Here is a 13,922-nt window from a genome sequence, read left to right as displayed (position 1 = left end):
TCACCGCACCCGGCTGGCAGTGACGACGCGGCCTCGATGGCCGCTGCCCTGGTCGACGCCGCGGGCCAGGCGCTGGTGCTCGCCACCAGCGCCGCCAACGACAACTCCGGCGTGTCCGCCGCCCAGCTCCGCGTCCTGGGCGTCGTCGATCAGGCCGGCTCGATCAACCTGACCCAGCTGGCGATCGCGCTGCACACCGCCCCGTCGTCCGCCAGCCGCCTCTGCGACCGCCTCGAGGCCGCCGACCTGCTGCGCCGCACCAACGACGACCGCGACCGGCGCGAGGTCTGGCTGGTGCTCACCCCCACCGCCCGCCGCCTGCTCGACGGCCTGGGCCGCCAGCGCCAGGAGACGATCGCCGCCGTCCTGCGCCGCATGTCCCCCGACGACCGCGCCGCCCTGGTCCAGGGCCTCCAGTCCTTCTCCCACGCCGCCGGCACCCCCGTCGCCGACTCCTCCAAGGCCCAGGCCAGCTAGCTGCTGTAATTCCCCCCACCGCTTCGCGGCGGGGCCCGGCGGGGATTCTCACCCGCACCCCGATGCGCCGCTCCGCGCCGCACTGCCCGCGCCGAGACGCGAGCCAGGCCAAGCGGCGCATGCGCGCCGCATCCGGTGGCCGGCCGCCGCGAGTGCCCGGCTTGATCCAAGGACGGTTCTGGTTGCCCGCACGGCCAGGGTTGTCCTTGGATCTTCGGTCGAGTCCCGGCGACGGCGCTGTCGCCCGGGTCCGGGCACTGGTGACGCGTCCGCCGCCGTGATCCAGGGACGGATGTGGCTGTGTCCGCGGCCGGGGTTGTCCTTGGATCATGTGGTTGAGCCGGCGACGGGGGTGTTGCCTGGTCCGTGTGTGGTGCTGCGTCAGGTGTTGTGGCCCAGGGGCGGATCTGGCGGTGCGGGCAGCTACTGTTCGCCCACGTCGCCACAGACGTTGATCAATGCCCGGCTATGCGGCTTTTGTACATAGACGTTGCGCGATCCGCCTGCAATTCAGAGATCGAAATGTGGGTGGATCGCGCAACGTCTATCGCGGGCAAGGGTATGTGAGGTATTGATCAACGTCTGTCGGGTTGGGTTGGGTTGGGGGCGGAACGGGGCTGACGGGTTCCGTGATCTGGAAGGGATTTGTGCAGCCCAGCGGGATCGAGGGCTTCCGGGGGCATGGGAGCCCAGGGAGCTCGAGGTTTCCGAAGCAATGGGGCCCCGGGCGCTGCGGCGGCCCGCCGCCGGATGTGGCGCGCATGCGCCGCTTGGCCTGCCTCGCGTCTCGGCGCGGGCAGTGCGTCGCGGAGCGGCGCATCGGGGCCGCGGGTGAGAATCCCCGCCGGGCCCCGCCGCGGCAGCGGTGGGGGGAATTACCGCGTCACAGGTCGAACCAGTGGTCTTCCTCGCGGGCGTCGGTGACCTCGGCGCCGGGGGCCCAGGCCTCGTAGAGGCCGCGCTCCACGCAGTGGGCGCCCAGGCGGGCCACCGCGTCGCCGTCGGGGCGGCTCAGGCGCAGGCGCAGCCAGTCGCCCTCCTCGCGGATGACGGTGCAGGGCGCGTCGCGCCAGGTGGCGGAGGGGACGCGGCGGGCCAGGGCGTCCAGCGGGTAGCGGGCGGCGCGGGTCTTCGCCGCGACCCGGAACTCGCCCGGCGGGTCGACGATCGCCTCGTAGACGTTGTCGCGGTAGCGGCCGACGTACCGGCTCAGGGGAGTGGTGGTCGGGAAGTACTCCTGGTCGGCGGCGATCGTGTCGGGCAGGAGGTGCCGCCACTGCGGGCCGTGCATGCGGCTCCACGCGCGCTGCTCCGGTAAGTACGTGTAGAGCGTCACCTCGGTGCCGTCGCTGGTGTAGGCGACCAGGGACGTGTTCGCCGGGACGGGGAGCTCGGCCAGGTCGCGGGTCACGAACTCGGGCACGATGTGCCGGCCGCTCGGGCTGAAGCCGGTGCCGATGACGGGGGAGCCGAGGCGGTCGTGCGGGGGCATCGAGACCAGGCCGCCGTACGAGTCGGCGAAGGGCACGTCGTAGTCCCACGGGTCCACGGCCCGCCAGCGGATCGCGAAGACGACGTCTTCGGGGGAGGAGGACGAGCTGAGGATCGCCAGGTCCTGCGGGGTGCGCAGGTGGGCGACGTCGAAGGCGCGGTAGCAGAAACCGCTGATCGGCCAGCCGCGCAGATGGCCACCGAGCTGCCGGCCCGTCAGGAACTTGATCATGCGGGTGCCGCGGCGGACCGTGGCCGTGCGGCGGATCGGGGCGATCCACTCGGCGGCGGACGGGGTCTGCGTGAGCTTGTGCAGGCCGGTCCAGTCCAGCGTGCGGGTGACGGGCATCAGCAGCGGCTCGTCCTCGTACACGGACAGGCCGCCGGCGACGACCTCCGTGACGTGCACGAAGCGGCGGAACGGCCAGCGGGCGCCCGGCCGCGGGTTGGGCAGGAAGCCGGGAGCGGGCTGCGTCGCGTACACCTCGAACGCCGCGCCCTGCGCGATCTCCTCGGCGGGGTAGGTGGTCCCGTCGAGCGTCACGCTGTGGGTCGCGGACCCTGCCGTATGCCCGATGACTGTCACCTTCGCGACGCTAAGACCGCCTGGTGAACGAATCGTGAACGCGGAACCCGAGGTGGCATGCTTATGGCCGATGAGTGCGAGAAGACACAGTCGGCAGGGTGAGTTTCCCCCTGCGCCGGAAGCATTGCCGGTCGCAGTGCTGGACAGTCACACCCACATCGACATCACCCTTGAGGGTGACGGACAAAACGGCCCGTCGACGGTCGCGGACGCGCTGGACCGAGCGAAAGCCGCCGGGGTCGACCGCCTCGTGCAGGTCGGCGTCGACGTGGAGTCGTCGCGGTGGGGTGTACAGGTGGCCGAGGAGCACCCGGACGTGGTGGCGACCGTCGCGCTGCACCCCAACGACGCGCCGCGGCAGGCCGACCTGGACGGCGCGCTGCGGGAGATCGAGCGGCTCGCCGCCCACCCGCGGGTCCGCGGGATCGGCGAGACCGGGCTGGACTACTTCCGCACCGGCGACGACGGCCGCAAGGCCCAGCACGAGAGCTTCCGGGCGCACATCAGCATCGCCAAGCGGTACGGCAAGACCCTCGTCATCCACGACCGCGACGCGCACGACGACATCCTGCGGGTCCTCGACGAGGAAGGTCCGCCGGACCAGGTCGTCCTGCACTGCTACTCCGGCGACGAGGCGTTCGCGCGGGAGTGCCTCGACCGGGGGTACCTGCTGAGCTTCGCCGGCACGCTCACCTTCGGCAACGCGAAGGACCTGCGCGCCGCGGCCGCCATCACGCCGCTGGACGGGCTGCTGGTGGAGACCGACGCGCCGTTCCTGACCCCGGTGCCGTTCCGTGGCCGGCCCAACGCCAGCTACCTGATCCCGCTGACCGTCCGGGCCCTGGCCGAGGTGGCCGGGCACGACCTGGACACGCTGTGCGCCGCGATCTCGGCCAACGGCACCCGCGCGTTCGGCGAATGGCGATGACGCTGCTCGGCCCGGCGGAGATCCGGGAGCTGGCCGCGGAGCTCGGCGTGCGGCCGACCAAGCAGCTCGGGCAGAACTTCGTCCACGACCCCAACACCGTCCGGCGGATCGTGCGCGCCGCCGAGCTGAGCGCCGACGACGTCGCGCTGGAGGTCGGTCCGGGCCTGGGCTCGCTGACCCTGGGCCTGCTGGAGGTCGCGGACAAGGTCTGCGCGGTGGAGATCGACCCCGTGCTGGCGAAGGCGCTTCCGGCCACCGCGCAGCGGTTCGCTCCCGAGCAGGCCGGGCGGCTGCACGTGATCGAGGGCGACGCGCTGCGGGTCGACGTCGACCAGAAGCCGACCGCGCTGGTGGCGAACCTGCCGTACAACGTCGCCGTGCCCGTCGTGCTGCACCTGCTGGCCACGCTGCCGTCGCTGCGCAAGGGCCTGGTCATGGTGCAGAAGGAGGTCGCGGACCGGCTCGTGGCGGGCCCGGGCAGCCGGGTCTACGGCGTTCCGAGCGTGAAGCTCGCCTGGTACGCGACGGCGAAGCAGGCCGGCAAGGTGCCGCCGAGCGTCTTCTGGCCGGTGCCCAACGTCGACTCGGGTCTCGTCGCGTTCACCCGGCGGGAGACCCCGCTCGAGGAGGCCGTCGGCGCGGACGCCGGCGACGCGGGGGCCGTCGGCGCGGACGCCGGCAGGAAGGCGACCTTCGCGGTCGTGGACGCCGCCTTCGCGCAGCGCCGCAAGACGCTGCGGGCCGCCCTGGCGGGCTGGGCCGGCGGGCCGGACGCCGCCGAGCGGATCCTGCGGGCCGCCGGCGTCGACCCCGGCGCGCGGGGAGAGCAGCTCACGGTGCATGACTTCACGCGCATCGCGAGCCAGCGGCAGGCGCAGCCGTCGCACGGGTAGGGTGCACCACGTGACCGAGCCGCTCTTCTCCGAAGACGACGACGAGGAGTTCGACCGGCCGCGCCTGGCCGCGCACGGACCGGTCCGGGTCCGCGTGCCCGCGAAGATCAACCTCCACCTGCACGTGGGTGCCGCGCGCCCGGACGGGTTCCACGAGCTGACCACCGTGTATCACGCGATCGGGCTGTACGACGAGATCACCGCCCGCCGCGGCGACACGCTGACGCTCACCATGGAGGGCGAGGGCACCGGGCAGCTGTCGCTCGGCGAGGACAACCTCGTCATCCGGGCGGCGCGGGCGCTGGCCGCGGAGACGGGCCACGACGCGCACGCCAGGCTGCACCTGAAGAAGCAGATCCCGATCGCCGCGGGCCTGGCCGGCGGCAGCGCCGACGCGGCCGCCGCGCTGGTCGCCTGCGACCAGCTGTGGGGGACCGGGCTGTCCCGCGACGACCTGGCCGGCATCGCCGCGACGCTGGGCTCCGACATCCCGTTCCTGGTCCTGGGCGGCACCGCGCTGGGCACCGGCCGCGGCGAGCTGGTCAGCCCGATCCTGACCGGCGGGCACGCGTGGCACTGGGTGCTCGCCGTCGCCGAGGAGGGCCTGTCGACCCCCACGGTCTACAAGACGTTCGACGAGCTGGGCGCGCAGAGCGAGGCGGGGACGCCCGACGGGTTGCTCGCCGCGCTGCGGCAGAAGGACCCCGACGTGCTCGCCGAGCACCTCGCCAACGACCTGCAGGCCGCCGCGCTGCACCTGCGGCCCGAGTTGCGGGGCGTCCTGGACGCCGGGCTCGACGCCGGCGCCCTGGCCGGGCTCGTGTCCGGCTCCGGCCCGACCGTGGTCTTCCTGGCCGAGGACGCCCGGCACGCCGCGCTGCTCGCGGCCGACCTGGAGGCCGCCAACTGCTGCCGCGCGGTGCGTACCGCCGTCGGTCCCGTGCCCGGAGCGAGAGTGCTGTAGATGGCAAACATCATCAACCTGGACAAGGTCGGCAAGACGTACCCGGCGGGGCGGATCTTCGACGAGGTGTCCCTCGGCGTCGACGACGCCGACCGCATCGGCGTCGTCGGGCTCAACGGGGCCGGCAAGACGACCCTGCTGCGGATGCTGACCAAGGCGGAGGAGCCCGACGAGGGCCGCGTCACGCACCGGCGCGACCTGCGGGTGTCGGCGCTGCCGCAGAACCTCGACCTGCCGCCGACCGCCACGGTCCGCGACGTCATCATCGGCACCGCCTGGCTGCCCGCCGCGTTCGCCGCGGAGCACGAGTGGGCCGGCGACGCCGGCGTCCGCACCGTCCTCAACGGGCTCGGCATGCCGCACCTCGGCCTGGACGCGCCCGTCGGGCCGATGTCCGGCGGCGAGCGGCGCCGCATCGCGATCGCCGCGCTGCTGGTGCGCCCCGCCGACCTGCTGATCCTCGACGAGCCCACCAACCACCTCGACGTCGCCGGCATCGCCTGGCTGGCGCGGCACCTGCTGCAGCGCCGCGGCGCGCTCATGGTCGTCACCCACGACCGGTGGTTCCTCGACGCGGTCTGCACGACCACGTGGGAGGTCGCCGACGCGACGGTCCGCGCCTACGAGGGCGGCTACGCGGCCTGGACCCTGGCCCGGGCGGAGCGGCTGCGGGTCGCCGCCGAGGCGGAGTCCCGCCGGCAGAACCTGCTCCGCAAGGAGATCGCCTGGCTGCGGCGCGGCCCGCCGGCCCGCACCAGCAAGCCGAAGTTCCGCATCGACGCGGCCAACGCGCTCATCGCCGACGTGCCGCCCGCCCGCGACACGGTGTCGTTGCAGCGGCTCGCCGTCACGCGGCTGGGCAAGCAGGTCTACGAACTGTCCAAGGTAGACCTGCGGGCCGGTGAGCGGACCCTGCTGTCCGAGGTGGACTGGCTGGTGGGGCCGGGCGACCGGATCGCGATCCTCGGCGCCAACGGGGCCGGCAAGACGACCCTGTTGCGGGTGTTGGCGGGTGTACGGGACCCCGACGGCGGGCGGCTCCTGCGGGGCAGCACGGTGCGGGCCGCGTTCCTGTCGCAGGAGCTCAAGGAGCTGCCGTCGGGCCTGCGGCTGCTGGAGGCGGTCGAGGAGGTCGCGAAGCGGGTCAAGCTCGGCGACCGGGAGCTGACCGCGGCGCAGCTCGCGGAGGTCTTCGGCTTCAGCGGCGCCCGGGTCTGGACGCCGGTCGCGGACCTGTCCGGCGGTGAGCGGCGACGCCTGCAGCTGCTGCGCCTGCTCGCCACGGAGCCCAACGTGCTGCTGCTCGACGAGCCCACCAACGACCTCGACATCGACACCCTGGCGGCGCTGGAGGACCTCCTGGACTCGTGGCCGGGCACGATCGTGGTCGCCAGCCACGACCGGTACCTGGTCGAGCGGGTCGCCGACGTCGTCTACGGCATGTTCGGCGACGGGAACCTCGTCCACCTGCCCGGCGGCGTCGACGAGTACCTGGAGCGCACCGCCGGGGCCGCGGAGGGGTTCGGCACCGGCACCGGAGCCGCCCCCGCGGCGGCGGCCGGCCGGGAGAAGGCCGCTGACCTCCGGACGTCGGACAAGGACGCCCGGGCCGCGAAGAAGGAGCTGTCGAAGCTCGAGCGCAGCATGGACCGGCTCACGCAGAAGGAGGAGGCGCTGCACGCCCAGCTGGCGGAGCACGCGACCGACTACGCGAAGATCACCTCACTGGACGCCGAGCTGCGCGCGGTACAGGAGGAGAAGGCGCTCATCGAGGAGCAATGGCTCGCCCTCGCCGAGATCGCGGGATGACCCGGGCCTAGAATGCCGTCATGGCCGCTCATTTTCCGATCAACCACCACCTCCGGCCCCTGTACCGGCTGCTCTGCGTCGTCGCCGGTCTCTACATGCTGGTCTTCGGCGTGGTCGGATTCGTCCAGACGTCGGGCAACCAGTTCACCGGCATGGACGGGGCGGAGTGGGTCCTGGGGCTGCGCACCAACCCCGCCTTCTCGCTGCTGTCGCTGGCCGCGGGGGTCGTCGTCCTCGGCGCGAACCTCGTCGGGCGCAACCTGGCGCACTACGTCAACCAGCTCGCCGGCATCGTGCTGACCGTGGTCGGCATGGCGTCGCTCGCGCTGATGCAGACCGAGGCCAACATCTTCGCGTTCTCGATGGTCAACGTGATCGTCACGTTCATCCTCGGGGGCATCACCGGCACCGCCAGCCTCTACGACCGGGTCGGCAGCGCCTCGGCGGCCGACGCCGAGGAGCACCTGCGGCACAGCCCCCGCACCGCCTGAGCCTCTGGCAGCGAAGCGGCGCCCCGGACCCGTCCGGGGCGCCGCTTCCGCGTCACTTGCCCTGGCCGGTGACGAGCGTGGGCTTGCCCTCCATGTTGGACAGCCCGTTCCAGGCCAGGTTGACCAGGTGCGCCGCGACGACCTCCTTGCGCGGCTTGCGCACCTCCAGCCACCAGCGGCCGGTGAGCGCGACCATCCCGACGAGCGCCTGCGAGTAGAGCTCGGCGAGCTTCGGGTCGAAGCCGCGGCGCTTGAACTCCGAGCCGAGGATGTGCTCGGCCTGGTGCGCCACGTCGTTGAGGACGCTCATGAAGTTGCCGGTCGGCGACATCACCGGCGACTCGCGGACCAGGACCCGGAAGCCGTCGGTCTCGTGCTCGATGTAGTCGAGCAGGGCGAGGGCCGCCTGCTCGAGCAGCTCGTGCGGGTGGCCGCCGGTCAGCGCGTTGGTGAGCCGGTCCAGCAGGTTGCGGACCTCGCGGTCCACGACCACCGCGTAGAGCCCCTCCTTGCCGCCGAAGTGCTCGTAGACGACGGGTTTGGAGACCTTCGCGCGCGACGCCACCTCCTCGATGGAGGTGGCGTCGAACCCCCGCTCCGCGAACAGCGCCCGCCCGATGGCGATCAGCTGCTCGCGGCGCTGGGCGGCGGACATCCGCACCCGTGACTTCGGCAGGGCCGGCGGCGGTGGCGGGCTCTTGCGCTGGACGTGCGGGATTTCCTCCGGAAGGTCGGTCACCCGCTCATCGTGCCAGCCGTTTGGCGTCCAGCCTGTCCCGCTTCGGCCACCGCACGTCCGTGGCCCAGCCGAGCTTCTCGAAGAGCCAGATGAGCCGGGCGTTGATGTCGATCTGGCCCTTGTCGACCCCGTGCCGGGCGCAGGTCGGGTCGGCGTGGTGCAGGTTGTGCCAGCTCTCGCCGAAGGACAGGATCGCCAGCGGCCAGAAGTTGCTGGCCTTGTCGCCGTCGCGGGTCTCGAACGGGCGCTCGCCGTAGACGTGGCAGATCGAGTTGATCGACCAGGTGACGTGGTGCAGCAGGCCGATCCGCACGATGCCGGCCCAGAAGAACGCCGACAGCGCACCCTGCCACGACCAGGTGACGAGGCCGGCGATGATCGCGGGCAGCGTCGCGGACAGCGCGACGATCACCGGGAAGAGCTTGTCGATGCGGCGGATGTCCTTGTCGGCCAGCAGGTCGGGGGCGAAGCGCTCCCGGTTGGACAGCTCGCGGTGGAACAGCCAGCCCACGTGGGCGTAGAAGAGGCCCTTGAGCAGGCCGCCGAACGACTCCCCGAAGCGCCACGGCGAGTGCGGGTCGCCCTCCCGGTCGGAGAACGCGTGGTGGCGGCGGTGGTCGGCGACCCACTGCGTCGGGCTGCCTTCGATCGCGGTGCTGCCGGCGATGGTCAGTGCGATGCGCAGCCCACGGTTTGCCTTGAAGGCGCCGTGGGTGAGGTACCGGTGGAAGCCCGAGCCGATGCCGAGCCCGCCGATCACGTAGAAGACGGTGCCGAGCGCGACGTCGAGCCAGGTGAGTCCCCATCCCCAGGCGACGGGGACGGCCGCCAGCAGGGCGGCGAACGGCAGGACGACGAATCCCCAGAGGGCGATCAGGATACCGGCGCTCTGGCGCCCCTCGGTCAGGGCTTTTGGCCCGCGCTCAGGGGTCTGACCAGGGACGGGATCGAGCAGTACAGCGGACATGCTACCTCTCAGGGATCGACGCTACGCCTACGTCACCGTAACTTACGGAAGCGTAGGTTCGCCAGATTGGCTCTGTGTCAAGCCGATTACCCGCAGTCTTATGTGATCTTCGTCCGCAAACATCGGCTGACCCGCCGAGAGGGTGAGGGGAACCGGCCTCGATACGAGCCGGATCGACGCGACCGGTAGGCTGCACAGGCAGATCTTTGGGGTGTGGGGTAACGGCAGCCCGCAGGCCTTTGGAGCCTCGCAGTCCAGGTTCGAATCCTGGCACCCCAGCCACCTGACTACGATGAGGCGCACCGACACCGTCGAGGAGCGCGCCCGTGCGAAACGTGATCATCCTGGCCGCCGGCGAGGGAAAGCGGATGAAGTCCGCCCTGCCCAAGGTGCTGCACCCGCTGCTCGGCCGGACCCTGGTGGGCCACGTGCTCGCCGCCGCCGAGGAGGCAATCGGAGGCGCCGCCACCGTGGTCGTCGGCCACGGCGGTGAGCTGGTCCGGGCCCACCTGGAGCAGATCGCGCCGGCCGCCGTGCCGGTCACCCAGATCGAGCAGCGCGGCACCGGTCATGCGGTGCGCATCGCGCTGGAGGAGACGCCCGACCTCACCGGCACCGTGGTCGTGCTCAACGGCGACATCCCGCTGCTGCGCGCGGAGACCCTCAGCGCGCTCGTGCACACGCACGAGAGCACCAAGGCCGCCGCGACCGTGCTGACCGCGGAGGTCGACGACCCCACCGGCCTCGGGCGCATCGTGCGCAACCGGGGCGGCGAGTTCGCGGCCATCGTCGAGGAGCGCGACGCCACGCCCGCGCAGCGGGGCATCCGCGAGATCAACTCCGGGGCCTACGTGTTCGATGCGGAGCGGCTGCGCGAGATGCTCGGCAAGCTCTCCACCGACAACGACCAGGGCGAGGAGTACCTCACCGACGTCATCGGCCTGCTCGCCGCGTCCGGAGCGCCGATCGTCGCCCACCGCGCCCCGGACGCCACCGAGACCCTCGGCGCCAACGACCGCGCCGAGCTCGCCGGGCTGCGGGCGATCATGCGGGACCGGATCAACGACGAGTGGATGCGCTCCGGCGTCGCGATCATCGACCCGGCGACCACGTGGATCGACGTCACCGTCACCCTGGACCGGGACGCGGTCGTCGAGCCCAACACGCACCTGCGCGGCGCGACCCGCATCGGCGAGGGCGCGGTCGTCGGCCCCGACACCTCGCTCATCGACGTGATCGTCGGCGAGGGCGCGACCGTCGTGCGGACCCACGCCCTGTCCTCGGAGATCGGGCCGCAGGCGTCGGTCGGCCCGTTCGCCTATCTGCGCCCCGGCACGCGGCTCGGCCGCAAGTCGAAGGTCGGCACGTTCGTGGAGACCAAGGCCGCCGACATCGGCGACGGCGCGAAGGTGCCGCACCTGTCCTACGTCGGCGACGCCGAGATCGGCGAGGGCACCAACATCGGCGCCGCGACCGTCTTCGTCAACTACGACGGCGTGCAGAAGCGCCGGTCGGTGATCGGCGCGCACGCCCGCACCGGCGCCGACAACATGTTCGTCGCCCCGGTGCACGTCGGCGACGGCGCCTACACCGCCGCCGGCAGCGTGATCGTCAAGGACGTGCCACCCGGCGCGCTCGGTGTCTCCCGGGCCAACCAACGCAACATCGAGGGCTGGGTGGAGCGCAAGCGACCTGGCACAGCCGCCGCGCAGGCCGCGCGCGACGCCCTCGCACGTGAAGAAAACCACGTCGCGCCCGCCTCGGTGGCCGATGCGGGGCCATCCGACGAACAATGAGCCCAACCACGAGATCGGGAGCGGGCGAAACCCACATGGCCAGCATCAGTTCGGAGAACCGCAAGAACCTCATGCTCTTCTCCGGCCGGGGTTTTCCCGCGCTCGCTGAGGAGATCGGGGCGGTGCTCGGCGTCGAGCCGACGCCGATGGACGCTTACGACTTCGCCAGCGGTGAGATCTTCATCCGCTACCGGGAGTCGGTGCGCGGCTCCGATGCGTTCGTCGTGCAGTCGATGGTCGCGCCGATCAACGACTGGCTCATGGAGAGCCTGATCATGGTGGACGCGCTCAAGCGCGGCTCGACCAAGCGGATCACGGTCGTCCTGCCGTTCTACCCGTACGCGCGGCAGGACAAGAAGCACCGCGGCCGCGAGCCGATCTCCGCCCGGCTCGTCGCCGACCTGCTCAAGACCGCCGGCGCCAACCGGATCCTCACCGTCGACCTGCACACCGCGCAGATCCAGGGCTTCTTCGACGGCCCCGTCGACCACCTCTTCGCGATGAACACCCTCGCCGACCACATCGACGCCAAGTACGCCGGGCGCCCGATCACCGTCGTCGCCCCCGACTCCGGCCGGGTGCGGGTCGCCGAGCGCTGGACCGACCGCCTCGGCGGCTGCCCGCTCGCGTTCATCCACAAGACCCGCGACCCGCTCAAGCCCAACCAGGTGGTCGCCAACCGGGTCGTCGGCGAGGTCGAGGGCCGGGTCTGCCTGATCGTCGACGACATGATCGACACCGGCGGCACCATCGTCAGCGCCGCCGACATCCTCTTCCAGGAGGGAGCCGCCGACGTCATCGTCGCGGCCACCCACGCCGTGCTGTCCGACCCGGCCTGCGAGCGCCTCGACGCCAGCCGGATCAGCGAGGTCGTGGTGACCAACACCCTCCCCCTCCCGAACGACAAGAAGGTCGACAAGATCACCCAGCTGTCGATCGCCCCGCTGCTGGCCCGCGCCATCCGCGAGGTGTTCGACGACGGGTCGGTCACGACACTTTTCGGTGGTCTGTCCTGATCCTCCCCGGGCTTCCCGGTCTTTTTCAGGGGCTCTGCGGCCCGTCCGGTTGACACAGGCGCGTGATCTGCACAACCGGACGGGTGCCGTGTGAGGGTGCCCGGAGGTCTCGGGTAAGCTAGTGCGGTTGCCACGGCGAGGGTGCTCCAAGGGCCGGGCGTGCGTTCCAGCGACCATCGCGGAAGCGGTCTTCGCGGGATCAGCATGACGGCCATCGGGCTCCGTGATCGACGCGGTGCTCCGGGCCTGTGCCCCGTGCGCCTCCTCGCCCGTGCGCCGCAAGACAACTGTTACCGGTCGCGCCGGCCGGTGCCCGCCGCACAACCGCATCAGGAGTTTTTGCCGTGTCCGAGGTAAAGATCAGCGCTGAGCCCCGCACCGAGTTCGGCAAGGGTGGTGCCCGCCGCACGCGCCGGGCCGGCAAGGTGCCCGCCGTGCTGTACGGCCACGGCGAAGCGCCCCGCCACATCGCCCTCCCCGCCCGCGAGTTCGCCGCCGCCATCCGGCACGGCGGCAAGAACCAGATCTTCAACATCGAGATCAACGGCGGCGGCACCGCGCTCGCCCTGCCGAAGGCCATCCAGCGCGACCCGATCAAGGACATCTACGAGCACGTCGACCTGCTCATCGTCCGCCGTGGCGAGAAGGTCACCGTCGAGGTCCCGGTCCACCTGACCGGCGAGGCCGCCCGCGACACCCTCGTCATGGTGGAGAGCACCACCCTGTCGATCCTGGCCGACGCGACCAAGCTGCCCGAGTTCATCGAGGCCTCGATCGACGGCCTGGAGGCCGGCAACCACGTCACCGCCGGTGCGATCAAGCTCCCCGCCGGTGCCGAGCTGGCCGCCGACCCGGAGAGCATCGTCGCCGTCATCAGCGCCGCCCCGACCGCCGAGGCGCTCGAGGGTGAGACCGCCGAGGCCGCCGCCGAGCCGGCCGCCGAGGCCGCCGAGGCGACCCCGGAGCCGGCCGACGTCTGAGCCCCACCGCTCCAAAGGCCGCGGGCGCCCTAAGGGCACCCGCGGCCGCTGTCTGAGCGGACCCCGCCCAGCGCGCGGACCAGGCCAGCACACCCGGCCCTGACGTCGCGTGGACCGACACACGTGCCCCGGCCGCCGCCGTCTCACCAAGACGGGCCCGCGGCCGCGAGTCTGGCTGTGAGCGCACTCGACGCCCGCGACCTGCGTCTCGCGGAGACCGGGCAATGGCTGGCCTGTCACGGACACTTCCGGCGCCCGCGACCGGCAGCCCGCAGTGACCGGGGCTGTGGCTGTGAGACTCGGCCGTGGGTGGCTGGCTGTGAACGCTTCCGGCGCTCACGACCGGGAGTCCGCGGTGACTGGGGCAGTGGCTGTGGGTGCATTCGGCCCCGCGGCCTGCGGTCTTGCGGAGACCTGGCCATGGCTGCGAGGCCGGGCTATGGAACGTGGCCGAGGGTGGCTGGCCGTGGACGTTTCGGCGTCTGCGACCAGCAGTCCGCCGAGACCAGGCCGTGGCTGCGAGGCCGGGCTATGGAACGTGGCCGAGGGTGGCTGGCCGTGGACGTTTCGGTGTCCGCGGCCAGCAGTCCGCCGAGACCAGGCCGTGGCTGCGAGGCCGGGCTATGGAACGTGGCCGAGGGTGGCTGGCCGTGGACGTTTCGGTGTCCGCGACCAGCAGTCCGCCGAAACCAGGCCGTGCGAAACCAGGCCGTGCGAAACCAGGCCGTGCGAAACCAGGCCGTGCGAAACCAGGCCGTGCAGACCGGGCCGTGGCTGCGAGTCCG

12 protein-coding genes and 1 tRNA gene are annotated in these 13,922 nt (G+C 72.0%); 10 read left to right on the top strand and 3 right to left on the bottom strand.

The window, feature by feature from the left end:
* Nucleotides 1-36 precede the first annotated feature (36 nt).
* Nucleotides 37-477, top strand: a complete 441-nt coding sequence (locus AB0J72_RS44515; protein WP_344503876.1) for a MarR family transcriptional regulator — start codon at nt 37-39, stop codon at nt 475-477.
* 883 nt (nt 478-1,360) lie between these two features.
* Here AB0J72_RS44515 and AB0J72_RS44510 read toward each other — a convergent pair.
* A complete protein-coding gene (locus AB0J72_RS44510; RefSeq protein WP_363411318.1) occupies nt 1,361-2,554 on the bottom strand; it encodes a hypothetical protein in 1,194 nt (397 codons plus the stop codon).
* A 70-nt stretch (nt 2,555-2,624) separates the two neighbouring features.
* Here AB0J72_RS44510 and AB0J72_RS44505 point away from each other — a divergent pair, with 70 nt between their 5' ends.
* From AB0J72_RS44505 to AB0J72_RS44485, 5 genes are all read left to right on the top strand, one after another.
* Nucleotides 2,625-3,482, top strand: coding sequence for a TatD family hydrolase (locus tag AB0J72_RS44505; RefSeq protein ID WP_363411316.1), 858 nt, complete (start codon nt 2,625-2,627; stop codon nt 3,480-3,482).
* Nucleotides 3,479-4,375, top strand: a complete 897-nt coding sequence (gene rsmA / locus AB0J72_RS44500; protein ID WP_363411370.1) for a 16S rRNA (adenine(1518)-N(6)/adenine(1519)-N(6))-dimethyltransferase RsmA — start codon at nt 3,479-3,481, stop codon at nt 4,373-4,375. Before AB0J72_RS44505 ends, rsmA begins: the two co-directional genes overlap by 4 nt.
* 64 nt (nt 4,376-4,439) lie before the next feature.
* A complete protein-coding gene (locus AB0J72_RS44495; RefSeq protein WP_360568495.1) occupies nt 4,440-5,339 on the top strand; it encodes a 4-(cytidine 5'-diphospho)-2-C-methyl-D-erythritol kinase in 900 nt (299 codons plus the stop codon).
* Nucleotides 5,340-7,148 (top strand): ABC-F family ATP-binding cassette domain-containing protein, encoded by a 1,809-nt coding sequence (locus AB0J72_RS44490; protein ID WP_363411314.1) that lies wholly within the window; start codon nt 5,340-5,342, stop codon nt 7,146-7,148.
* Nucleotides 7,149-7,168: 20 nt separating this feature from the next.
* Nucleotides 7,169-7,639, top strand: coding sequence for a DUF4383 domain-containing protein (locus AB0J72_RS44485; RefSeq protein ID WP_344503870.1), 471 nt, complete (start codon nt 7,169-7,171; stop codon nt 7,637-7,639).
* Nucleotides 7,640-7,691: 52 nt separating this feature from the next.
* Here AB0J72_RS44485 and AB0J72_RS44480 read toward each other — a convergent pair whose 3' ends face one another.
* Together AB0J72_RS44480 and AB0J72_RS44475 are read right to left on the bottom strand one after the other, a co-directional pair.
* Complete coding sequence (locus AB0J72_RS44480; protein ID WP_363411368.1) at nt 7,692-8,294, bottom strand: TetR/AcrR family transcriptional regulator; 603 nt, start codon at nt 8,292-8,294, stop codon at nt 7,692-7,694.
* An 88-nt stretch (nt 8,295-8,382) separates the two neighbouring features.
* On the bottom strand, nt 8,383-9,345 hold the full coding sequence (locus AB0J72_RS44475; RefSeq protein WP_363411312.1) for an acyl-CoA desaturase: 963 nt from the start codon (nt 9,343-9,345) through the stop codon (nt 8,383-8,385).
* 207 nt (nt 9,346-9,552) lie between these two features.
* Between AB0J72_RS44475 and AB0J72_RS44470 the strand changes: the two genes are divergently transcribed.
* The 4 genes from AB0J72_RS44470 (at nt 9,553) to AB0J72_RS44455 (ending at nt 13,137) form a co-directional block, all read left to right on the top strand.
* Nucleotides 9,553-9,627: transfer RNA gene (locus tag AB0J72_RS44470), tRNA-Gln, on the top strand.
* A gap of 44 nt (nt 9,628-9,671) precedes the next feature.
* Nucleotides 9,672-11,141, top strand: a complete 1,470-nt coding sequence (glmU, locus tag AB0J72_RS44465) for a bifunctional UDP-N-acetylglucosamine diphosphorylase/glucosamine-1-phosphate N-acetyltransferase GlmU (RefSeq protein ID WP_363411310.1) — start codon at nt 9,672-9,674, stop codon at nt 11,139-11,141.
* A gap of 35 nt (nt 11,142-11,176) precedes the next feature.
* Nucleotides 11,177-12,157, top strand: coding sequence for a ribose-phosphate diphosphokinase (locus tag AB0J72_RS44460; protein ID WP_344503867.1), 981 nt, complete (start codon nt 11,177-11,179; stop codon nt 12,155-12,157).
* A 344-nt stretch (nt 12,158-12,501) separates the two neighbouring features.
* Nucleotides 12,502-13,137: a 50S ribosomal protein L25/general stress protein Ctc gene (locus AB0J72_RS44455; RefSeq protein WP_363411307.1), complete on the top strand. Its 636-nt coding sequence runs from the start codon at nt 12,502-12,504 to the stop codon at nt 13,135-13,137.
* Nucleotides 13,138-13,922: the final 785 nt, after the last annotated feature.

It is taken from the genome of Dactylosporangium sp. NPDC049742, from assembly GCF_040674675.1.
GTDB lineage: Bacteria > Actinomycetota > Actinomycetes > Mycobacteriales > Micromonosporaceae > Dactylosporangium > Dactylosporangium maewongense.
This window is presented reverse-complemented; position numbering and strand designations above follow the sequence as displayed.